Here is a 22,514-nt window from a genome sequence, read left to right as displayed (position 1 = left end):
TAGATTAACTATTCCGCTTTTAATCGCAGGTGGGAAATAACTTCCTCGGGTTTCCGGTATTCATAGCTGATCTTATCATCATCTTTTACCTTCTGAACACCTTCGAGCAGTATCTTATCAGTTTCTGAAATGCCATTTTCAACCACATACATGTCGGGCATTTGGCCACGGATGGCAATGTTCCTGGATCTTACCACATTCCTGTTATCCACCACAAAAACGTACACTTTATCCTGTATTTCGTAAGTTGCTTTTTGCGGAATGACTAATGCGTTTTTAAGTGGGATGGTCATCAGGACTTTGCCCGTTTCTCCATTCTTTAAAAGCTTATCCGGGTTTGGGAATCTTGCCCTGAAGGCAATGTTCCCTGTTTCATTGTTGAATTCACTTTCGATGGTTTCCACATCTCCTTTATAGCGGAGGGGCTGATTATTGGCCAGCAGCAGGCTTACCTTGTTGCTTCCGCGGCCTTTTGCATTGGTGGCATAGTCGAGATATTCCGGCTCAGATACATTGAAATAGGCGAACATCTGGCTGTTGTCTGAGAGGCTGGTCAGCAGGCCGCCCTCATCGATAACGCTTCCCAGTTTGAACGGAATACGGTCGATGGTGCCATCGAACGGCGCCCTGATTTCTGTGAATGAGAGGTGGAGTTTTGCCAGGGCCATTTCGGCTTTTGCCTGATCCAGTTTGGCCTGTGCCATTGCCTGCTCATTTTTTGACACCACATTTTTATCGACCAGGGTTTTTGTATTCTGCAGTTCTATCTCTGCTGCCTGGGTTTCTGCTTCTGCTTTCCGGAGTTCTGCTTCATAAATTTTCGGCATGATCCTGAACAGCAACTGACCCGCTTTTACAAACTGGCCCTCATCCACATAGATGTTCTGGAGGTAACCCCGTTCCTGAACCCTGATCTCAATGTTCCTGACAGATTTTATCTGCGAAACATATTCGTTGGTAAATGAAGTATCAATTCTTACCGGGCTGGTAACGGTATACTTGCCCGCTTCTTCCTTTACTTCTTTTTTTGATGTACAGCTTGTATGGCACAACATGACAAACAAGCCCGTAAACATGACAATTCTACTCATGATATTAAATGGATATTAAGCGATGGGATGCTTGTAAGGCAGGGATGCCTATGGACGTAAGGTGATCTGCCTTAACGGTAATGCAGGAGGAAGTAGTATTCATATACATCCGCCAGGCATGCATGATCACACCTTCGGTAACTGATGTATATTATTGATCAGATCCTTAAAACGCTTTGCGTAATGTATATATTGGAAAGATGCCCCAGGTAAGGTGCGGGGGCTTTAAAGCACTTATGGAGATAACTTAAAACGTCGGGGCGGGGGAGGGCAAGATAGTACCTGGTGAGCAGTTTATATTTTCTGGCAAGAAAATTATCCGCATCGTCCTCTTCAATATCATCACTTATCAGGCATTCTTCTTCATTATCTAAATTGCTGACAACAGAATAATCCTGGTTGGTGTCTGTAAATTTAATCCGGTGTTTGTATTCAATGTTCCTGGCGAAAGAGTTGGAAACATCGTTATGATGAGTAGCGGTAAAAGCATAGCCCTCCCCCCTGAGCAGGAGGAAACACAAATATGCGAAAAATATAGCTACTCTCATTTGGGGGCCAAAAGTAATAAAAGTTTGAGAGCAAATGAAAAAACATCCCGTTTGACTTGTGAAGAAAGTGTTATTTTTAGTTCTGAACCTTTTTTATAAACATGGTGAAATATGTAAATATATTTACCGGAGAACCCGGAAGCCGTTGGTGCGGTGCATTTTAATCGATACCGAGATCACTTGTAAAAGATTTATCAGGGAATCTGGATACCGAAATAGTTTTCGCCCGGAGCTGCAGGGTTAACATACGTTCCGTCAGGTAAGATCACATTCAATTGGTATCGCCCAGCGCAGGGTATATCGCAGGCTCCGTTGCCACTGTAGATGGAGGAATGCGGTATCAAGCGTTCTGCTCATTGCCTTACTCTTCATCAGAAAACGGATCGGGCGGATCGGGCGGGTAGTGAACTGTTGTGAAGCTTATGACCTCCACCATTAAGTTGCCAATAAGATCCACGTACTGTAAGCGAAGTAGCGGGAACAGTTCAGCGGGCGCCTCATCACTCACGTAGTAAGCATTAAGTTGTTCTACGGATAAATTTAACCGGTCTGCGATCTGGGTATGCGTAACTATGGCGCCTTTCTCTTTTGCCCTTTGTTTCAAGGCTCGTATTGTGCCCCGGAAAGTTTCCCTCCGGGTGCATGATTCTTCGTAGTCTTCGTCTTCCATCATAAGGAGTAATTGTTGTTTAAAGCTATTCAATTTACGTTTAAAGTTTAGCTAAATTCATAGGATGAAAATTTGCCCTTGCTGAAAAAAATACTCTGGCCGATAGCCTGTTGGGTGGCAGCACTGCGGTGGCGGGCTTATTGTGGTTCGGACTTTAGCTGTTTTCCTCGGTTTGCCCGTGAATATTGTTGCGATAATAGCGGTTGTTACGCTGGCATACCTTGTTGACGTTAACGCTCACTAATTTCCCGACGGATACTATACATCAGCATCTGAATTTTTATTGGAACAGCTCGTTGGTGATCCTGAAAAAAATGATGGAAGGCTTCCCCCCGCAAAAAAAAACTATCCCAAATATTTTGCGCAACCAATTAGTTGCTTATATTTGCAACTGATCGGTTGCGCGAATAAATTAACGGAGAAATGAGAAGAGATGTTTTTCAGGCTATTGCCGACCCGACCAGACGGGCCATTATATTACTTATTGCAGTTCAGGCAATGACGCCTAATTCCATTGCTGAACATTTTGATATAAGCCGGCAGGCTGTTTCAAAACATCTGCGCATCCTCACAGAATGCGAGCTGGTAAACCAGGAGCAGTCGGGCAGGGAAATTTTCTATCAGCTTAATGGAAATAAAATGCAGGAGATTGACAAATGGCTGGAACAATTCAGAAAGTTATGGGAGGGGAGATTTAACGAACTTGACAAAGTATTGTTAACTATAAAAAACAAAAAGAAATGAGCAAGAACTTAGCCTTTGATTTTTCTGTCAACAAAGAAAACAAAACCATTACAGTTAAACGGGAATTTGCTGCGGAACTCCCGCTGGTATGGGACGCCTATACGAAAAGTGACATCCTGGATCTGTGGTGGGCGCCAAAACCCTGGAAGGCCAGAACAAAAACAATGGACTTCAGAGAAGGCGGACATTGGCACTATGCAATGGTAGGCCCGGAAGGCGAGGAACACTGGGCATTGGCCAACTACAAAAACATCCAGGAGCAGCAAAAATTCACCGTGCTTGACGCTTTTGCAGATGCCGCCGGAAATGTAAATAAAGATATGCCACAAGCGGAATGGAACGTCACCTTTGTTGACAAAGGAGCGGTGACCTTGGTGGAATTACACATTTCCTATGCGGATCTGGCTCAACTGGAAGCCACTATCCAGATGGGCTTTAAAGAAGGCCTTACAATGGCTATGGAAGAATTGGACGAACTGTTGCCATCATTGAAAAAATAGAATTTCTTCACAACTGATACTGCAGATTTACTGCAAATAAAAATGAAATGTATCTTTACGGAAATTAAACACTATGAAAAACAAAATCCTATTCGTAGTAAGTCTGCTTTTCGGACTTATGTTCATTAACGCGGGACTGAACAAATTTTTTAACTACATGCCGGTACCCAAAGACATGCCTGAAAGTCTGATGAAATTAATGGGCGCCTTTATGCAGATAAGCTGGTTAATGCCACTGGTTGGAGTAATAGAAGTAGTTGGCGGCGTGCTTTTTATTCCTAATAAGACCAGGGCACTCGGCGCAATAATTATTCTCCCGGTAATGGTAGGAGTTGTTTTAACTAACATTTTCAACGCTCCATCAGGGCTGCCTATTGCGCTTGTGATGCTGGTAATTAATATCTGGGTAATTATTGAGAACCAGAAGAAGTATTTGCCGATGGTGAGCTAGTGTAGGGTATTGAGATAACTAACAGGAAGAAGTTCACTTTGTTTTTCTACCAGTATGTAAACTGGTAGGGATCAAAAAACTGGTAAGTCACCGGGTAAAAACTATTCCTGTCCGTTGCACTGGTTTGTACATCACCAGCTTCCGGGTACGCTATATTGGCCCAGAAGCCAAACCCGCCTTTACCCGAGGCTACTTTGACAGTGAGAATATTTTCACCTGCGGAAAGGGAAACGGGCAGGATAAATTCGTTTTCCCGCTTCTGGTGGTTGGCGTCTACACGCAGGATGGATTTCCCATTCAGCCATACCTCCATCCAATAGTCAACGCCCATACGAAGAATGGCTTTTTGTGCCGAAGGACTGCTAAGGCTTTTGGTTACATATGCTATGGCATTGTCATCTATGCCACCGAAGGCTTTACTGAGGTCCACAAAGCCATTACGACCTGCATCTACTGTTTGCCGCCAGTCCAGCACTTTGCCATCAACCGTTTTATAGGTGAGGTTCGGATTTTCAGCGCCGGCAATGGCATCCTGTTGTCCGGGAAAGATAGTGGCCAGCGTTTTTGCTCCGCCTGATGCAGTATAGGGCCCCAATACTTTCCAGGAACTGAGTGTGCGGAAAGAAAGCGGGCGGTTCACCTTACAGAGCTTGCGGGCCATTGCGGGGGAAGGCGCGGCGCCGATGTTGGTAAGCAGTTGCGCCAACAATTGGTGTATACGGATCACGCTTAACCGGATGGCTTCCTGCTTTTCCGGGGCAGCTGTATAACGTTGTGCCAGCTGACCGGGAGTGAGTTGCAGATAGATGCTTTTTCCTTTGCCGGTGTTTACTTCAGCAAGAAGTCCGCCGGGTAATGAAGAAGACGTGAATGTCGTTGCTTGTAACGTATCCCGCCAGCGCAGCAGGTTAGGGCCGATGGCCCGGAGTAATGGAGTTGCTTTACCCGGGTGCGCCTGTATCATGGTTTTAACTACTGTATTTAATCCTTGTCCGGCGAGTAATGATTGTTTTTGAGGGAGATAAAATGCAATGCCTCCGGCGGCAACAAATGTATTGATCTGTGGCGGTACGGTAGTTTGATCCTGCCCCACTACCCATATGGCATTACCCGTGGCCGGCCCTTCCCGGAGGGCGATGCCAGCGTTGATGAGCAGTTGCCTGCCGGTGCTGTCGCCGGTATAATATACCTCGCGTAACCCGGGTAGTGGAGCCTGTTGTGAAGTGAATAGGTTTTTTGCCAGCAGGGTGGCAGCGGGATCAGCGCCTGTGCGGCCGGTAAGATCCAGTGAGCAGAAAGTTACTTTGCCTTTACCATAGCGCCATTCCAGCAAAGGCGTATATGCCATATCAAATTCCGTTTGCAGGATGGGCGTGAAACCGGCCACCTCAGGGGTTTTCAGGGCCACGGAGGCAACGGCGTGGCGATTGGTCCATTTGGGCGCATGTTGTGTGTCGTAGCTTTTTGCCTGCCTGCCTTCCGGCAGCAGATCGGGACTGCCCCGCCAGTTGATCATGTCTGTAGGCTGCAACCCTTCGAGGATGAGGCTTTCCCGGTCACGGATAAACGTATAGCGCGGCATGGTTTCTATCGTTTCAAAACCCATCCCTTCCCATACGGCAGGTTGCTGTTCCAGTATCACTACACGTAATCCTGCGGCCACATCCTTCTCCGTATAGGGCAGCGTATCGCCCGGCTGCAGGGCCTCACGGCCTATCACTAATACGGCATCCGGGGAAATGTGGCTGCCTTTTTCCCAAACGGAATACTGTATGCCCAGTTGCTTCAGTGATGCAGCCGATTTTCCTGCGGGATCATACAGCAACACCGGCGCTTTCATAGCCGCAGCTGCGGGTCGCGGGAAAACAGTGACCGGGAAAGTATCGTTGCCTGCCCCGGCAACGGTAAGCACCAGTTGCATATCTGTTCTGGCAGTTACACGCGGCGCTTTCAGGGAAAGTGGAAATAGCTTTATTTCGCCGCCGTTTACTGCCAGTGACACTGATCCCTGCTGAAATACTTTACCGCCCTGTTTAAGCATCCATTTTGCCTGCGGCGCTATCTTATGCGGACCGTCCCATACCACGGCAATCTGTTTTTCAAAAGATTCACCGGCGAAGAAGGTATGTGTTTTATCGGTATGTACCGGCGATCCGGCGAGGTAAACAAGCAATGGCTGATTAGCTTCTTTGAAAATATCGTAACGCGGATTTGCCCACGCGGGTTTGCCGGTTAACGGGGCCGTGAGTGATTTGTAACGTTGCGTAAAGCTTTTTAATTTTTCCCCGTCAGGATTGCCATAGCCTTCCAGCAGCCAGTACAGCCAGCCTCCGTTGACGCCCCAGGTACGCCACGCGCGGTTGGTGTTACGGGTAAACAATTCCTGGAAACGCCAGAAACCGGGATACTGTTGAAAGTCCATTTGCTCCCAGGTGGCGCTGCTGGCAGCATTGCTTTTTGCGATCGTTTGCCGTAGTCCTTTTTCTCCTTCGGCGGCATAAGCGGCATCGCCGAGGTACATCGATAAATATTCCGTAAGCAGGAACTGTTTTCCTTTCCAGAAGTTGTTCCAGTAAGGCGGCCCGAATTCAACGGCAGAATAAGGCATATTCCCTTCCTTCGCCCAGGCCATCGGCCATTCTTCCCTTTCCTGCAGGGGCACGAAATTCAGGTACACGTTGGCGGAAGAGATGTCGCCCACGCTGCCATCGGCATGGGCAAACACCAGCCGGGTGGGATCTTCCTTTTTCACGATGGCACACGCCAGGTCTATCACTTTGCCCTGCGTAGAATAAACGGAATCGCGTTTCCCCATCCTGGCGGGATCGATATTGGATTTTGGATTGGCGCTGTTCATGGCAATCACCCAGGCGAGGATACTGGGGTGGTTGCGGTAATGCCGGGTAAAGTAGGCGGCTTCCTGCTGGTAGTCGTGCTGCAGCTTTGAATCGTGCAGCAGTTTATCCCGTATCACGGAAACCGAGGGCCCTGGCACCGTACAGCCCATTCCCGTGCGGTCCATTTCATTAAGCATGTCTTCATTAAGAAGGGGCGTTTCTGCATCGTTTAGCCACCACAGTTTGTGATGAGGCTGGAATTGTCCTACGTTGTAGCCGATCAGCCGGTAAAGCGACAAGCCATACTGATTGGCGCCATACACATCGGTAAGGCGCCAGCGGGAGGGGTGGCCGTTCATAAACAGCTGGTTGCCGGCGGTCCATATTTCCCTGAATCCGAAGGTGACATCGGGGTAGCGGCAAAGCGTTTTGCCGCCCTGCATTAATACCACCTTTGCCTGGTAGAGGTAAGGACTGTCCAGTTCCCAGCAGATGGGATTTTGCCAGTTTGCCGTTACACGGCATACCTGTTTCCCGTTCACCAGCTGGAGTGTTTTGTTGGAGAGGGTAAGCACGCGGGTATGTTGTTGATCAGTGATCTCCGCCTGCAAATCATAAGTGCCGGTGACATTTTTTGCGTCCACTTCAATTTCAAGGGTGAGCGATTTATTCCTGAAAGAAGGAATGCAGAACACGTCTGTAATGGCCTGCGGCGACCGGGCAATAATGGTAACGGGCGCCGTAATGCCCATTGGCCAATCGGCCACAGGGATGATGTTCCCGCTGCCGTGCCTCGACTGATAACGAAGCGGATCTTCTGTAAAACCCCGGGAGATACCGTTATAATCCCGGGTGATAAAAACGCGAAGCGTATTTGGTTGACCGTAACGCAGAAAGGGACTGAGGTTTATTTCCCCACCGGGTCTGAGTAGTTCTCCCACACGCTGATGATTAAGAAAGATGACTGCATCGCCTTCGATCCGCCTGAAGTCTGCGATCACATTTTTGGGCTGCCAGTCGGCAGGGATGTTTATTTGTTGTTCATACCAGAGGCTGTTTACTTTATCCTGCGGCGTATCAGCCCAGGCACTGTTTTTCCCGGTGGTGATCCTTCTCCAGTCTGTAGTGGTGACAGCTCCCCATTGGCTGCTATCGGGAGCAATGGTCTGCGATTGTGCGGGCTGTACCTTCCAGGGGCCGTTCAGGCGGAGGGTATCCTGTGCATGTGCTGCAAGGGTGATCAGGAGGGCGGTAAAAGAGGCAATGATACGGTTGTTCAAAATAGTAAAACTTAAGTGCTGAATATACAACGCATCTTTAGGACTTAAATTCTACGGATATGGGTGAACGGTAAAAAATGAATTATTTCAGGTGCAGCACATTATCCCTGTAATAATATTGAACGCCGGAAGAAATAGCAATGTTGGTAAGGAATACATCCAGTGGTTTACGCTTGTCTATAGCGCCGGACAGCGTTTCGTTAGCCAGGGCCGGGTTATCGAATATCACAGGCACTTCAAACCAGCGGGAGATGATCACGGCAATGCTGCTTAGTTTTTCATCATGGAAGTGGGTGGTGCCGTCCATCCACGACAGGGTATTGTATGTGTCGAAAGAAGTGGTAATAAATTTTCCATCTTCATATACCGACTGATAACCGGGGGATAATTTTATTTTGATATCTTTTTTGCTGCTTACCACAGCGCCCTCAACGAGGGAAGTGGTAACGCTGGCAGGTTCGTAGGCATGGATGTTGAAAGCCGTACCCAATACTTCCACCGTTGTTTCCCCGGCATGCACAATAAAAGGTTGCTGCTCATTTTTTGCTACTTTAAAATAGGCTTCGCCAGACAGGTATACCTCCCGGTTACGACCCCTGAAAGCATAGGGGAAGCGGAGGCTGGACAGTGAGTTTAGCCATACTTCTGTGCCGTCTTTCAGTACTATTTTATAATCCAGTTTTCCCGGCACCATCAGCGTGGCCCATTCATTGGTGGTGTTTTCGGGTGCGGTATAAGTAAGACTGTTGCCATTGGTAACCAGTTTCATGGAACCGGCAGTAATAGTGTTACTGGCGGAAGAGGACAGGGGAATATTCTTCCCATCCGATAACCTTAGCTGCAGGGTGTTTTGGGCGAGTGGTAAAGGTGGTTGCCGGGGAGAAATATTTCTGCCGGAAAAATACCAGGCCCCGCCGGCAGCTATTATCAGCAATGCAACGGCTGCGGCCATGCGCCATTTCCGTAGGAGGAATATTTTTGAATGCGGTTGCAGTTGAGGTTTTATGCTGTTCCAGCCGCGTGTTTCATCAATACCGGCTATGAAGCGCCGGCCTTTATCATTGTCCAGTTCCTGCCGGATGTTATTCCACATAGCAGCTACGGCCGCATCATTTTTAATGGCAGCGGTCACCAGCCGGTTATCTTCTTCGCTGATAGATCCGGTTACTTTCTCAAAAAGTAATGCTCTTATATGTTCTCTGTTTACTTCCATCTGTAACTTAAAGACGATTTTTGCGCAAAAACGGGTGATCGTTATTTGTAGCCCGCAAACTTTTTTTGTAAGATTTTTAGTGCCAGCTTCAGGTGCGTTTTAACAGAGTTAATGGTGATGCCCATTTCTTCTGCCGCTTCTTTATACTTTTTATCTTCCAGGTACACCAGGCTGAAAGCCCTTAAACGCTGGTTGGGAAGCTCATTCAGGAGAAGGTCTATCTGTTGTGCAGTCTCTTTATTCTCGACAATATTTTCATTGATCTTATCTTCCAGTGTGTTGGCATACGCGTGAAATCTTTTGTGCTCATTTTTTCCTTTCTCAATAAAGCTGAGGCATTTATTACGGATAGCGGTGTGGAGGTACGACTTAACGGAGTAGGTAATGTTAAGATACAGTTGTTTATCCCATATTTCGATGAAAAGGGATTGTACCTGATCTTCCGCTTCTGTTTCATCTTTTAACAGGTAGTAAGCGTCAACATTCAGTGATTTGTAGTATTTCCTAAATAACTGTTCATACGCTTTTATATCACCCTTCTTGAGTTGGTGCAATAAAAGCCCGTCGTCATTATTATTCATGAAGAGATACTTATTAACGTGGTAAAAATCTCTATAACGTGTACTTAAAGTTAATATCTCTTTGTTAAGTTTCCCTGATTTATTGCTAAAATCTTTTTCATCATTTGTTTTGGTTTGTCAGGCTGCCCAATAGCAGCAGCCAGCCTGCATAGCATGCGTTCTCTTTATATTTCTCCAGGTTGCCGGGCTGGTTGTCGCCTGTTTTCAGGATGGCCATTTTATCTAATTTTTTTGCGGATACTTCCAGGTTAATGCTGTGTGGTCCTGCATCGAGCAGGGGCAGGAAAAAGTAGTGTGACCGGTAGTACACGGCGTGGCGGTCGAAGCGGGGATATGGTTTAGCTGCTTGTCCATCTATCGTTACTTCATACTGCCCACAACCGGGGCCTACCAGGTCGTATAAACCTGCCAGGCGCCCATTGAATCTTATCTGCAGCGATGATCCGGGTTGTGTGGCTTTAACAAGCAATGGAAAGCGTTGGCGGAATTGAACCGCTACGGAGTCGTTACTGTTGGAAAGATCAACCCACTGCCCGGTCCGGGGCAGGTCTTTCACAGCAATCAGCTGTGCATCTTCCCAGTTATCTTTGGTATAGGGATCAATAAGGGGGTGTTTAAACGGATGATCGTTGTTCCTTAGCTGCTGCATGGCGCGCACCAGCGCTTCGGTGTACAGGCGGTGGCCTGTAGTGGTATTGGGATGGATGTTGTCGCCGGAGAAAACAAGTTTGTCCGGGTACTGATCGGGTTTACCCTGGAATACCAGTTTGCCTTCCTTCAGCAGCGCCAATACCTGCATGCCCAGTTGTACCGAAGGAATGCCATAGTGCTGTGCAATATGTTCCATTGCCAGCATGGTGGGCCATAGTTGTCCCTGTTGCAGCACCGGCAGCATGTTACCGGCTACCGTGTATACAAAGCAAATATCTGTAGCCGGATTGGCTTTCCAGATTTGCCGCACTATTCCTTCCATTGTTTGATGTACATACGGGCCGCCGTCATTTACGGCGAATTCCACAAACACCAGATCTGGTTGTTGCGATAACACATCGCGGTGCAGCCGGAAAACGCCGAGGTCGGAACCGGTGCCGCCTACGCCGGCGTTGATCTGTTTTATTTGTGCCTGCGGGTATTGCTGTTGAAACCATTTTACCGATTGATCGCGCCAGCCACCGGAAGCCGCGGTGATACTGCCGCCAAAGTAAGCGATGGTGACCGGGCTGCCTGATTTCAACTTCGCAAAAAAGTTGGGTAAGCCCTGGCGGATGCGGTATTCCTGTATGGAATTAAGCGAATCTGTTTGTGCATGCAATGATAGTGATACAAAAAAGAGCAGCACTACACCTGTCAATCTTAGCGGCATATCTATCTGGTTAATTCATTTTAAAAACCCATACGGCTTCCCCGGCCAGCTGCTCACGCGCTGCTTCCGGAATGCTGATGGTGATGGAATCGCCCGTTTGCTTCCATGTCAGTTGTTTTTTTACACCCAGCAAAGTGATAGCCGCTTTGCGGTTTACCTCTTTCAAAGGCATGCTGATAGTGGCTGGTAACTTATTTTCTTTTTCTGCCGGGAGATAAGAAAGATAACGGGCTTTTTCACTTTTTGTAAAAGCCCATTTATCCTGGCGGTAAGGAGCAACAGGTTTGGCGCCGTAAATAGATTCGCTGTTTGTTTTCATCCATTTACCAATATCGGCTAACCGCTGATAGGCTTCTTCGTGCCAGTCGCCATCAGGACCGGGGCCGATGTTGAGCAACAGGTTACCGTTTTTGGCTACGATGTCTACCAGCATTTGTATCAGCTGCCGCGATGGTTTATAATTTTCTTTTACGATGTACGACCAGGAGCGGCCCAGCGTCATACAGGTTTCCCACGGAACGGGAATGTAGTGGTCCGGGATCTTTTGTTCCGGGGTGAGATAGTTTACATATGCTGCTGCGCCGTGGCGATCTACCACAATCAGGCCGGGCTGGTGTTTGCGTGCCATTGTTACAATGGGCTTCATATCCATGCCTGCCCAGCTGCCGTCCAGCCAGAGGAGGTCCAGTTTACCGTAGTTGCTCATCAGTTCTTCGATCTGGTTATACGTGAAATCGCAGAACCGCTGCCAGCGTTCGGGATATAACTTTTTATCGTAGCTCTGGTGGCGGTCTTTCGGCGGAAAATAGGACCACCAGTAATCTTCCGAGTGCCAGTCTGGTTTTGAAAAGTAGGCGCCGGCCATAAAGTCTTTTTTACGGAAGGCGTTGAAAACTTCCAGGGAGATATTGCTGCGGGGATTGGATGAAAAAGGTGTTTTGGTGCTGGTGATTTTATAATCGGTGTACTTGGTATCAAACATGCAGAAGCCATCGTGATGTTTGGTAGTAAACACTACATAGCGCATCCCGGCTGCTTTTGCGGCGTCGGCCCATTTATCGGGATTAAAGTGGGTGGGGTTGAAAGTGGTTTGCAGGTTTTCGTATGCCTGTTTGTATTGAAACCAGTTTGCCGCGTAGGGGCCTGTACGTTTGGTAAAGGGATAGTCTTCCGGGGATAGCGACCATGATTCCACGATACCCCACTGACTGTAGGTACCCCAATGCATAAACAGGCCAAACTTCAGGTCCTGCCAATGTGATAAATTGGCTTTCACGGCTTCTTCGGTTGGCGCGGCATAGGTTTTCTCAGGGTCGTATGCTTGTGTACCCTGGCCGCCGGCGGATAAATGACTGCTGCACCAAAACATGACCAACAGCGTATTCCGGATAATTGATTGCTTCCCCATTATTGTTTTCTTTTGTCCTGCACGCTGGTATATAAATCTTATAGACGGATTCTTTCTTAAAACGGGTGAACGCCCGGAAAATTATCCACCACAGGCAGGGTTCGCCTGTGGTGAATGGTTTAATAGATGATGGTATACGGTATCGTAACACTATTGCCGGTACCCGGTTTCAGAAACAGGTTAATAGTAAAGCCGCTGGTAGTTCTGTTACTGATATAAGGCGTGTTGATGAGCAGCAGCGGCATACCGGCCGTTACCACTGGCAAACCCAGGGAGATGATCGCGGCGGCTGGCAGTAAAAAGTTAGGAAAGCTGACCAGTGTTACATCGCTGCTCTGGAAGCTGGATGCGGCAACATCTGCAAAGGTGTCCATATCACTGATGGTAACAGTACCGGAAAAGGTGGTGGCTTTTTCCACGCGCACAGATCTTACGGCAATGTTGTCCCATAGCGGCTGATTGGCATTGTCGCGGAACCAGGCGGAGAAGTCTGCCACCGGCATAGTGGAAGGAATGGCAAAGCCGGTGACCACGTACTGTTTATCTTCGTTGAGCGGGATGTTATTGAAGTCCCATCTCCCTAATAAATTAGTACCACCGCTGGCAGAACACTGCATACTGAACCTGCCTGCAGAAGCGCCTGCCGCCAGCCGGCGTAGTACCACTGTAGCTTTCATGGGTGTATTGTAGGGCGGGGCATTGTCGTACCGCAGTTTTATGCACGACTGGTTATCGCTGATGCTGCCGGGATCAACGGTTGCCTTGAAAAATCCCCAGGCGGCGCCGAATCTTTCCGTAGAGCCGTTGGCGTTAATGAACTGGTTATCTTTCACACCCCTGGCATCTCCAATAATGTATACGTCGTTGTTGGTTTCGCGGTAACGTTTTAACGGGAAGGGGCCGGTGTTTTCTTTTACAAAATTCCATATCACGGTACCGTCGGTGATGCCGGCGCCTGTGCCGGTGGGGCCGCCTGCAACATCAGAGGTCCCGGCTGTTGCTGCGATATATACATTCAGCCCGTTTTGTACGGTTTGCCCGGCTGCATAGGCAGTGGCAGGCTTCCACCCGGTATACTCCGAATAATACGCGGTAGCGAAATCGTTGCCTTGTACATCCAGTCGCTGGAAATCGGTGCCGGAGGTAGCCAGCCCGGTGTTGCCGGCGTTGGTGATCACCACGGGGTTATCCTTAAACGAAACGCCCCTGGCCACGATCCGCGTAAACATCCCCGCTTCCACGAGGACGCCGTATTGCGCCCTGCCGTTGTTGGCGCCGGTGGCAGCGGCGGTGTTCAATACAGCGCCTCTTTCCAGCAGGAGGTCCGACCGGAAGGGCGATTGCGTACCGTCTTTATGCATCCATATCAATGCTTTGGCTGCGGCGCCGGTGCTGCTGCCGTTGTTTACTTCCAGGGCAGTGTCGCGGATGATCAGGCCGCCGTCGGTATCAATCATTACGCTGTTGGCATCGGGCGAAATGATGAGCGGCTCCGATGTTTCTATTAAGTTCCGGCCGCCTATGTACTGACCTGCTTTGCCGGCCCTGGTTTGCCTGGTATAGATGGCTGCCACCGGCGGATTGCCGTTGTTATAAATGCCTTGCTGGGTGGTTACATTGATGATACGGTTCATGAAACACCCGATGAGTTTTACGCCTATTCTGCCGCCGCGAAGCAGGCACCGGTCGATGGTGCCGAGGTAAACAGGTTCCCACCAGACGCATGTTTGCGTGGGATCGGCAATTTCTTTCAGGCGTATATCTACATTTTGCAGGGTGGGGCGGTAGCAGTTGGAATAGTTGGTGCTGTAATAGCGGATGCCGGTAAGGGCTTCGCCGCAATTAAGCGTGAGGTTCCTGATAGTGGGTCCTGTAGCGCCGATGGTGGCGTCGAAATTGAGACAATGGATGTTGCCGGTGGCGGTGGTAAAGTCCAGGATGGTAGGTGTGGGGGAGTCTACTATGCCATAGTCGCCTTGTTCGCCGGTATAGGTTTGTCCTGTTTTAAGATTGATCTGTGCGGTTATTTTGTAATTGCCTTTTGGAAAATAAATGATCCTTCCGTTGGCAGCGGTATCAATGCATTTCTGAATGGCCACGGTATCATCCGTGGAGGCATTGCCTTTTGCGCCAAACCATTTTACGTTAAAGAGATTGGTGTCTACCCGGAGCCATCTGCCGGCGCCGGCCACCACGATGATGGTGCCGCGGTTATCGCCGGTGGTATTGGCGGGCTGCCAGTAAAAGTCTCCGCCGCCGCCGTCGCCCGGCGTATAATATCCCAGCAGATTACAATGTTCATTAGCGGTGGTACCTGCTGTAGTTTCTAAAAGAGAGATGTTTGTGATAGTCATAGTTACAAGGGTTTAATGTATTAAGGGATCACCGGGAATACCGTCATGCGTAGCCTGGTAGTGCCATACGGCACCAGGGTGATGGTATCGGTCGTTGTTTCATAGTGGAAGGAACCCGGTGTTGGTAAAGAGGGTGTGTAACGGTTTTCTGATAAATGCCAGTCGTTAATTTTCCTGGCCGGTACCTTTATGGTAACAGCGGCTGTTTCAAAGGGATAAGTATTACTGTTGCTTTCTGTTACCTGCCATTGCGCGGGATGCGCCAGCAGCGCATAGTTCCAGGGGCCGGCAGGACGGATATCCAGCGCGGGAAAACCAGGATCTGCTGATCTTTTGCCACCGAGATTAGCATAGGTAGCAGTGTCTGTGGTTACTTTTTCCGGAACGGGATACGCGTATAATAAAGGGCCGCGTTCTACGGTAACGCCCCACTGGCCCCACTGTACCAGCTGCGGCTGCATAGGGAATTGTATATTGATTTGGTCGTTGTTACGGAATTTCCGGTGCAGGGTTACAAAGGAACCAGGCATTAATGCGCCATTGTATTTTTTTCCATTGATGCTCACCACAGCTGATTTACACCAGCCGGGGATGCGAAAGGTGAAAGGCATGGTGATGTGGTGCTGCATCTGAAAGGTAAACTGCAACTGATCCGCAAAAGGGTATCGGGTGCTTTCGGTAATGGTAAGTGGATGTCCTTTGTACTCAAGCGTTTCGACGGATGGGCCGTAAAGCGCTGCCACCGGGCCTCCCGCGGTGTCGCGCAGCCACATGCGCGCGGCGTAGTTGGGCATAAAACGATGTACATTACCGGCGCAACATTCCGTTTCATGACAGGGCCAGTAAGCCATCCAGGTAGAGCCATGCGCAAATTTATTATGGTTGGACTGCCCCGTGGCGATAACCTGGTTAACACTGGAGAAGTACTGAAGATTTTTAAAGTCTTTGGATACCGCGCCTGGTCCGGCGTTGAAGATGGCCTTTTCCAGTTTATCGGCCCAGCCGCCATCGCCGGTGGCCATCAGCAGGTAACCCACTGCCCAGGTATAGTCGGTGATATCACAGGTTTCATGACTCTGCAACGGATCTTTGCCCGCGAGGAATTCGTTGGAGCTGGGAATGCCATCGGGTAACATATGATCACGGTCCAACTTATACAGGGCATTCAGCGCTGCATCGAGGTACAGTTTTTTACCGGTGTAAGTATACAGGATGGCAGGCAGCTTGGCCATTTCCATATAGGTAACGCCGTGCAGCACCAGGGTATCCGGGCTCGAAGCCGTTTGCATATTCAGTTCAAAACCGCCTTTGGCATAAGCTGCTTCTGCAAGCGCCAGCAGTTGTGGATCGTTGGTTTTACCATAGGTCCACAACATGCCTTCGATGTTTACAATGGCACGTTTGGCATTGCCTATTTCTTCGGGCGTATAGCTGAGGTAATGTTTGTGCAGGGCAGCAATGATCCGCTGATCGCCGGTGGCGGCATATTCTGCCTGTAACACCCGGAAGTAAACAGCGATAGGCCATTGACTGGCGAACAGCTCCGGGCCCAGGCGACCATTGGATTGTACATGCGCCAGCGTATAGTTAATACCGGCGCGCGCCTTATTTACGAGTGCGGTATCATTTAATAAGTAACCCAACCGGAGGATGCCATCACTGTAGTAGGCGGTTTGTTCATATCGCCACCAGTTGGCGCCGTGTTGTTCGCCTACCCGGTCAATAACGCCTGCCCATAAGCAGGAATTGAACGGATATGATAATACTTCCGGATGCCCTGTAAGACCGCTGCGCTGCCGGAGCAGGAATTCTTTCAGCCAGCCCTGTGGATGAACATCCGTAATGGCCTGTTCCCTGAATTTATCGAACCTGGCTTGTGCCATTGCGGGCATAACAATATACAAGGCAGCGCTGATCAGTAAGGATACTTTTTTCATGTGCGTGGTCTTACAGAAATTTTTATGTCGATATTATTCGTTTCAAATAGTAGTGGAATGGCTTCGAGCCCGGGTACAAAATTGAAAGCACGATCCGTTAATGCGCGGGTTATTTTTATGGGAGCGCTGGCGCTTATCTCCACAATACTATCCGCTTTGCGTATTTCCAGTTTGTTTCCGGAAAGCAATGTGACGGGTTCGTTGTGCGTACTGATAACGGGTAAACTATAAACGGCCTTTTCGTTTTTCGCGGCAGCGTGAATATGAAACACCTCTTTCTCAAAAACATAACTGACCGCACATTCCGGCGAAGCAGCCGGTAACTGGTTTTCATCTACCAGTAGTGAATGCGTGTTAAACATTATCTGGCTGGTGGTGTCCCGGTAGTCAATGGCAGACTTCAGATCATTGGTGTGCTGGTACAGCTGCGTACCTGCCACTATTTTAAAGCCGGGCGTAAAGCAAATGGACTGCGGATCATTATCCCGTTGCATGTTGAAGCTCTCTACCATCTGGTACCGGTTCATACTGGCAACAAGGAGGGGACCAATATCTTCATGCCAGAGCATGGATAAAGCGCCGCCGGTAGCATGACCGCCTTTCATAGAATATTCCTGGTCGTACCCGGTGATGGTGCCGCGCCATTTATGAGTGGAGATCAGCCAGGTATTAATTTCGGGGAATGACTTCACGCCGTATATGCGTTCACGTGGGAGCGGGGCGGTAGTATCTTTTATAGCTGTAGCCTGAAGCAAAACTGTGGTTAATGCTTTGCTATGCGCCAGCGAATGACTTACACAGGGCAACACCCCGTGTTGCACATAATGAGGGCCGCCATGTAATAACCTGTTATGCGTGCATTGCGCCAGCAGCCGGGTATTTTGCAGCGCTGCTTTGTAAAATGCGGGATCAGTGTCAGCCATCAGGGCATAAGCCGGCTGACAACCATCACTGGTTCTGCTGCCCCAGTATGTCCATTTAAAATTCCTGGTTCCCCAGCTGTTATCCCAGCCGCCATCGGGCAGCATAAATTCCAGGTGGGCTTTTAAGGAGTGCGTCAGCTTGTCCAGCAGGGCAGTGTCATTCATTAGTTTTGCATACAGCACCAGCGAAGGAAGGGATTCTTCTACGTTATAGCCCAGGTCCACCGAGTAACAGCCTTTCGCGCTTTTCTCCGGCGCCGGTTTACCTTCCCCATATATCAGGCCATTGGCGGTAAACCAGGCGAGGCATTCCTTTGCGAGGCTTTTGCCTTTGGTAATAAAATGGGGTTGTTGGAGATAGGTACCTATCAGGCATAAAGCATAACTGCCGGCGATAGGGTAATTGATATTCCCGGTGTTAACAGTAAAATTTTTATAGAGATAATCACCTGCTTTTTGTAACCGGTTTTTCCATTGCTGTTGGGTGGGTTTATCCAGCAGATGTTCAAAGTGGATCAGCGCTTCCGCCAGGCTGGTAGCGCCAAACACCGTGATACCTTTCCAGTCGCTTACGCTTACTTCGTTTACCCAGGCGCCGTCGGGCGTGCTTACCATGTTTTCCATCCAGTTGTACAAACGGATGGCCGCATCTACATACTGTTGTGCTTTTCTTTTGTTGGCAAGATATAATAACGGGAAGATAGCATCACCGCAGCGGCCATGTATGGTGGCGCAGGCGGGGCACAAAATACCACCGTGCAATCCGCGTACCTGCGGCTGGTTTACCTGCAATGCCAGCAGGCTTTCGCCCCATTGTTCCAGCAGCTGTTCACTCAAGGTTGTCAGTTCGTCTTTATACACGCCCGCCCATGCGGTGATGGGTGGTAACAGCAAGCCTGCACTACTAAGGGTGGTAATTTTCAGGAAGTTGCGCCTTGATGTAAACATGAGTTATTTTTTTTGTGTGGTGCTGTCGGGCCTGGGCAAATGAGTGATGGGCCAATGGCTTACCTGTGCGTTTTCATTCAGCGCAATGGCTGCATCCGGATCGTTGTGTGCTTTTATATTTACATTGAAGCCGTCCACCAACACCAGTGGCTTGTTGCCTTGCAGGGCTGCTTCGCTGGCTTCTATCTTAATTGTTTTTGTTTCATTGGGACACAGCGAAACATAATTATCTGAATAGAAAACGGGCAGCACCCTGCCGCCGCCTTGCCGGTGCAGCTGCAGGTGCGCCATTACCGCGATGTGCGTAGATGGGTTATGCAGGCTCACCTCCAGCAAACATTTGTTTTGCACACGGCGGCGTTTAACCGTTGCCGTGAGGGTCACCACTGGTATCTTTTCGAGGCCCGTAAGCTGGTCTGATCCTAATGGAAGTGTGTTCCAGTAGAAGTTATCGGAGAGCAGCGTGCCCGTGGCATCGTGTAAGGTTAGTTTTACAAAATGCACCGGCGATATATCAGCGGGCCATTGCACCAGCCCAAGATCTGTTGCCACGGCTGGTAAGGCCGTTACGTTATAATCCTGTTGCAACACTGGTGTGCCATCTGCGTTGAATATAGTAAGATGTGCGCGCGCGTTTTTTAAGGTGGCCGGCCCGTTGTTGATCACCTGGATATTTCCTTCTTTTTCGTTCAGCTGGATATGTATTGGTTCGCAGGCTTTTTGAACGGCAAACAGGGCAGCATTAGGCTCCAGGTCGTGGTGATACAGCTGCCATACAAAACTTGGCTGTGCGGGATTGCTCATCCAGGTAATGACCCCGGTGGATGGATTAAACATTTTTGCATTGCGGCCTTCATACATAGCGCGGTACGACTCATAATTGGCGAGTTGTGATTTTCTTACAAAGTCGGCCAGGTTGGCTACTTCGCCAAAGCGTTTGGCGATCATGTTGCGGTAATATTTCGTAGCCAGGTCGTGTTCGGCCCAATCGTCGTTGATTACTTCCCAGTCTTGCTGCGGCATCATGCCCTGCACCGATTCCATTGTTGGAATAGAGAAGCTGCCGATCTCTGTTTTGAAAGATTCCGTGAAAACATAATACTCAGCGGGTTTACGGGTATAATACGGACCGCCGGAGTGTACGCCGCGGCCGGAAGTAGAACTGGGCTGGTACAGCCGCAGCGGTTCCAGTTCGGCTATGAGGCTGCGTAATGAATCGTCTATTACTTTAGGCGGGTTGCCTTCATTACGTGCGCACCAAAGTATAATAGACGGATGATTACGGAAGCGCAGCATTTTTTCCCGTACGTTGGCGAGGTACAAATTGATATCTGCGGGGTCGGGGCCATCGGAGGGATTGGGCTGGAAGAACTCATCCCATATCATGAGGCCATATTTATCGCAGAGCGCATACAGGTCTTCGCTGGTACTCTGGCCTACCCAGTTGCGGATGATATTGTAATGGGCCTGCTGATGCATGCGGATCTGTGTTTCCAGTCGTTCTGCTGGAATACGTTTCATGGCTTCATCCATGCCCCAGTTGCCGCCTTTGCAGAAAACTTTTACGCCATTCACTGAAATGGTAAGATCTTCTGAGGCCGGTGTGGTGTAGCTGATTTCACGGATACCAAAATCAAGTTGTTGTTCATCTGATACTTTGCCCTGCATATTAAATTGTAGTTGCAGGGTATATAAATTTTGCGGGCCGTAGCCATTGGGCCACCAGAGTTTAGGTTGTTTTACTTTTAGCTGTGGCAGTGTGGCGGGGTTAAAGGTGATCCGCTTGCTGCTGTGAGGAGGCAACTCCACGGGTTCGCTGAAAGTAACGTTGCCGAAGGCGCCATTCAGGATACCCTGTTGCGGCTGGTCAGTTATATTTTGTACGGTGGCGGCAATTTTTACATCCGCTGTATTCAGTGCGGGCAGTGGAAGATGGGTAGTTACCAGCGGATCTTTTACAAGTACGGGGCCGGTGGCGTTGAGATATACGGATTGCCAGATGCCGGTGTTCCGGTCGCGGATGGCAGGGATCCAGTCCCAGCCCATAGCACATAGGAACGTAGGGCCATCCATTGCGCTGATGCCGCCATTTTTACCCATGCCCTGCGCAATGGTATGTTCGTGTGGCACGCCGGGGTTGGGTTGCGGCGATATTAATACTGCTATGGCCGCCGTTTCTCCGGGCTTTACGGCACTTGTAATATCAAAGATGCCCCGGGCAAAGGCGCCACGTATCTCCCCGATATGCTTTCCATTTACCCATACCTGTGCGGTGTAGTTAATACCATTAAAGTGCAGCCAGGTATTTTTATTTTTGTAAGATGCCGGTATTTTCATTTCCGTGCGGTACCACCAGTTGGTGCGGCAGAGAGTTTCGGGAATCCTGCCGGGGCGGTTGTTTTCGCCATATAACGGTTCCGGGTATACGTTGTTGTGTACCAGCGTGGTGAGTACTGTTCCGGGTACAACGGCAGGATACCAGCTATTGGTAGCGAAACCGGGTTGTGCTATTGCGGCGCCGGGCTGTGGCACTTTTGATGCGTCCTGAAGCAGCCAGCTACCGGCAGGCGTTACCTGTGCAAAAAGTGTTTGCGAAAAGAGTAGCAGCGCCATGATGGCCGGAAGAAAAGATCGGTTCATATTTTATGTCAGGGTAGAATTTTTAATGTCAGCTGTTTCACCTGGCTCTTACTGTCTTCCAGGCTGTTATTAGTAGCTACAAAGGTAACCTGGTAGGTACCTGCTTTTTTGAAAGCATATTTGTAGGTGGCCGATTTCAGCGCTACTTCATTCTGTACTACTACACCAACATCGGGTTTGGTGGTTTTTAAGTCGATGGACGAAGTAATGAGCCAGTCGTCGTTATCCTCATTGTCAATATTGGTACCCGGATCGAACGTAACAGGGTAGGCGTTCCTGATGGGAATGCCGTTGCTGTTACGGATGCTATCGGCCGTAGAAACGTTCCAGGTACCTACGTTCCAGGCGTTGAAGCCTTTATAGTTATTTTCGGTTGTTCCCGGTTGGCTGTTGTTAAGCAGGCTGGCCTGTACCCAGCCGGTGTTGGCAAAACTTGTAAATAGCGGGGTGTTGGTACTGTCGGGCAGGCTATTATAGAGGGAAAGGTTTTGTATCACCCATTTTCTTTGTGGCATCGTACCGGTTTTTTTATTCAGCACACGGAAGGCGATGTTTACGTTATCTGCCTTATTGAAATCTGATATATCGATAGAATCGGAGGTTGTAAAGCCGGTGGACAGCGACTTGGGCCATTTGCTGTTACGGCTGGTGATATTTGTCCAGGTGGCTTTGCTGATATGTTCCGCATCATAGCCTTCCAGGTTGGTGGAGATCAGCAGCTGCAGGGAATCCGGGCAGGACTTTGGCGGCACGGGGCCTTGCTGCATGGATGTTTGGAATACGAGGCGTTCCACACCGGGCATCAACTTCCGGTTACGGTTTTCGTATGCTTTGCCGGTTTCGCCGGAGAAGAAAACAATAGCGCCGGCATTGCCGGAGATATAAAATGTAACGGAGTCGCCTGCCTGGTAGGCCAGCTGATCGGTGTTCACGTTGAACTCCGGCATGGTTGCTTCGTTTCTGCGACAGCCGGTAAACATAACAGCAACGAGGAAGTAATACATAATGGATCTCATACTATTTTGT

At 49.2% G+C, this 22,514-nt stretch carries 16 protein-coding genes; 3 read left to right on the top strand and 13 right to left on the bottom strand.

What is annotated here, in order from left to right; translation table 11 throughout:
* Window positions 1-8: 8 nt before the first annotated feature.
* From ACMXI2_RS14055 to ACMXI2_RS14045, 3 genes are all read right to left on the bottom strand, one after another.
* Window positions 9-1,091, bottom strand: a complete 1,083-nt coding sequence (locus ACMXI2_RS14055; protein WP_483782191.1) for an efflux RND transporter periplasmic adaptor subunit — start codon at window positions 1,089-1,091, stop codon at window positions 9-11.
* Between the two features lie 158 nt (window positions 1,092-1,249).
* Window positions 1,250-1,639: a hypothetical protein gene (locus tag ACMXI2_RS14050; protein ID WP_483782190.1), complete on the bottom strand. Its 390-nt coding sequence runs from the start codon at window positions 1,637-1,639 to the stop codon at window positions 1,250-1,252.
* A 361-nt stretch (window positions 1,640-2,000) separates the two neighbouring features.
* Window positions 2,001-2,312 (bottom strand): hypothetical protein, encoded by a 312-nt coding sequence (locus ACMXI2_RS14045; protein WP_483782189.1) that lies wholly within the window; start codon window positions 2,310-2,312, stop codon window positions 2,001-2,003.
* Window positions 2,313-2,732: 420 nt separating this feature from the next.
* On the opposite strand from ACMXI2_RS14045, the gene ACMXI2_RS14040 reads away from it, so the two are divergent.
* The 3 genes from ACMXI2_RS14040 to ACMXI2_RS14030 all read left to right on the top strand — a co-directional run bounded on the left by ACMXI2_RS14040 (window position 2,733) and on the right by ACMXI2_RS14030 (window position 4,004).
* Entirely contained in the window at window positions 2,733-3,053 is a 321-nt protein-coding gene (locus ACMXI2_RS14040; RefSeq protein WP_483782188.1) for an ArsR/SmtB family transcription factor, read from the top strand.
* A complete protein-coding gene (locus ACMXI2_RS14035) occupies window positions 3,050-3,553 on the top strand; it encodes an SRPBCC family protein (RefSeq protein ID WP_483782187.1) in 504 nt (167 codons plus the stop codon). The genes ACMXI2_RS14040 and ACMXI2_RS14035 overlap by 4 nt, the downstream gene beginning before the upstream one ends.
* Window positions 3,554-3,626: 73 nt before the next feature.
* Window positions 3,627-4,004, top strand: a complete 378-nt coding sequence (locus tag ACMXI2_RS14030) for a DoxX family membrane protein (RefSeq protein WP_483782186.1) — start codon at window positions 3,627-3,629, stop codon at window positions 4,002-4,004.
* 46 nt (window positions 4,005-4,050) lie between these two features.
* Here ACMXI2_RS14030 and ACMXI2_RS14025 read toward each other — a convergent pair whose 3' ends face one another.
* The 10 genes from ACMXI2_RS14025 to ACMXI2_RS13980 form a co-directional block, all read right to left on the bottom strand.
* A complete protein-coding gene (locus tag ACMXI2_RS14025) occupies window positions 4,051-8,121 on the bottom strand; it encodes a glycoside hydrolase family 2 TIM barrel-domain containing protein (protein ID WP_483782185.1) in 4,071 nt (1,356 codons plus the stop codon).
* A gap of 82 nt (window positions 8,122-8,203) precedes the next feature.
* The gene (locus ACMXI2_RS14020) at window positions 8,204-9,334 is read right to left on the bottom strand and encodes a FecR family protein (RefSeq protein WP_483782184.1); all 1,131 of its coding nucleotides are present in this window, start codon (window positions 9,332-9,334) and stop codon (window positions 8,204-8,206) included.
* Between the two features lie 41 nt (window positions 9,335-9,375).
* The gene (locus tag ACMXI2_RS14015) at window positions 9,376-9,915 is read right to left on the bottom strand and encodes a sigma-70 family RNA polymerase sigma factor (protein ID WP_483782183.1); all 540 of its coding nucleotides are present in this window, start codon (window positions 9,913-9,915) and stop codon (window positions 9,376-9,378) included.
* A gap of 100 nt (window positions 9,916-10,015) precedes the next feature.
* Window positions 10,016-11,278, bottom strand: coding sequence for an SGNH/GDSL hydrolase family protein (locus tag ACMXI2_RS14010; RefSeq protein ID WP_483782182.1), 1,263 nt, complete (start codon window positions 11,276-11,278; stop codon window positions 10,016-10,018).
* A 10-nt stretch (window positions 11,279-11,288) separates the two neighbouring features.
* On the bottom strand, window positions 11,289-12,686 hold the full coding sequence (locus ACMXI2_RS14005; protein WP_483782181.1) for an alpha-L-fucosidase: 1,398 nt from the start codon (window positions 12,684-12,686) through the stop codon (window positions 11,289-11,291).
* 119 nt (window positions 12,687-12,805) lie between these two features.
* On the bottom strand, window positions 12,806-15,040 hold the full coding sequence (locus ACMXI2_RS14000; protein ID WP_483782180.1) for a glycosyl hydrolase family 28-related protein: 2,235 nt from the start codon (window positions 15,038-15,040) through the stop codon (window positions 12,806-12,808).
* Window positions 15,041-15,060: 20 nt separating this feature from the next.
* Entirely contained in the window at window positions 15,061-16,977 is a 1,917-nt protein-coding gene (locus tag ACMXI2_RS13995; RefSeq protein WP_483782179.1) for a beta-L-arabinofuranosidase domain-containing protein, read from the bottom strand.
* Window positions 16,974-18,848 carry an ulvan lysase-like protein gene (locus tag ACMXI2_RS13990; protein ID WP_483782178.1) on the bottom strand — a complete coding sequence of 625 codons (1,875 nt, stop codon included), beginning with the start codon at window positions 18,846-18,848 and terminating at the stop codon, window positions 16,974-16,976. The genes ACMXI2_RS13995 and ACMXI2_RS13990 overlap by 4 nt, the downstream gene beginning before the upstream one ends.
* Window positions 18,849-18,851: 3 nt before the next feature.
* Window positions 18,852-21,488: a glycoside hydrolase family 2 protein gene (locus tag ACMXI2_RS13985; protein ID WP_483782177.1), complete on the bottom strand. Its 2,637-nt coding sequence runs from the start codon at window positions 21,486-21,488 to the stop codon at window positions 18,852-18,854.
* A gap of 8 nt (window positions 21,489-21,496) precedes the next feature.
* Window positions 21,497-22,504 (bottom strand): DUF5017 domain-containing protein, encoded by a 1,008-nt coding sequence (locus ACMXI2_RS13980; protein ID WP_483782176.1) that lies wholly within the window; start codon window positions 22,502-22,504, stop codon window positions 21,497-21,499.
* Between the last annotated feature and the right edge of the window lie 10 nt (window positions 22,505-22,514).

The organism is Chitinophaga sp. G7 BAM 1005, from assembly GCF_057126945.1.
The sequence above is the reverse complement of the archived record's forward strand: the minus strand, read 5'-3'. Positions and strand labels throughout refer to the sequence as shown.

What these genes read in the sequence shown, in the direction of transcription:
- ACMXI2_RS14055 (WP_483782191.1), bottom strand. Translation starts at nt 1,091, where the DNA reads ATGAGTAGAATTGTCATGTTTACGGGCTTGTTTGTCATGTTGTGCCAT.
- ACMXI2_RS14050 (WP_483782190.1), bottom strand. Translation starts at nt 1,639, where the DNA reads ATGAGAGTAGCTATATTTTTCGCATATTTGTGTTTCCTCCTGCTCAGG.
- ACMXI2_RS14045 (WP_483782189.1), bottom strand. Translation starts at nt 2,312, where the DNA reads ATGATGGAAGACGAAGACTACGAAGAATCATGCACCCGGAGGGAAACT.
- ACMXI2_RS14040 (WP_483782188.1), top strand. Translation starts at nt 2,733, where the DNA reads ATGAGAAGAGATGTTTTTCAGGCTATTGCCGACCCGACCAGACGGGCC.
- ACMXI2_RS14035 (WP_483782187.1), top strand. Translation starts at nt 3,050, where the DNA reads ATGAGCAAGAACTTAGCCTTTGATTTTTCTGTCAACAAAGAAAACAAA.
- ACMXI2_RS14030 (WP_483782186.1), top strand. Translation starts at nt 3,627, where the DNA reads ATGAAAAACAAAATCCTATTCGTAGTAAGTCTGCTTTTCGGACTTATG.
- ACMXI2_RS14020 (WP_483782184.1), bottom strand. Translation starts at nt 9,334, where the DNA reads ATGGAAGTAAACAGAGAACATATAAGAGCATTACTTTTTGAGAAAGTA.
- ACMXI2_RS14015 (WP_483782183.1), bottom strand. Translation starts at nt 9,915, where the DNA reads ATGAATAATAATGACGACGGGCTTTTATTGCACCAACTCAAGAAGGGT.
- ACMXI2_RS14010 (WP_483782182.1), bottom strand. Translation starts at nt 11,278, where the DNA reads ATGCCGCTAAGATTGACAGGTGTAGTGCTGCTCTTTTTTGTATCACTA.
- ACMXI2_RS14005 (WP_483782181.1), bottom strand. Translation starts at nt 12,686, where the DNA reads ATGGGGAAGCAATCAATTATCCGGAATACGCTGTTGGTCATGTTTTGG.
- ACMXI2_RS14000 (WP_483782180.1), bottom strand. Translation starts at nt 15,040, where the DNA reads ATGACTATCACAAACATCTCTCTTTTAGAAACTACAGCAGGTACCACC.
- ACMXI2_RS13995 (WP_483782179.1), bottom strand. Translation starts at nt 16,977, where the DNA reads ATGAAAAAAGTATCCTTACTGATCAGCGCTGCCTTGTATATTGTTATG.
- ACMXI2_RS13990 (WP_483782178.1), bottom strand. Translation starts at nt 18,848, where the DNA reads ATGTTTACATCAAGGCGCAACTTCCTGAAAATTACCACCCTTAGTAGT.
- ACMXI2_RS13985 (WP_483782177.1), bottom strand. Translation starts at nt 21,488, where the DNA reads ATGAACCGATCTTTTCTTCCGGCCATCATGGCGCTGCTACTCTTTTCG.
- ACMXI2_RS13980 (WP_483782176.1), bottom strand. Translation starts at nt 22,504, where the DNA reads ATGAGATCCATTATGTATTACTTCCTCGTTGCTGTTATGTTTACCGGC.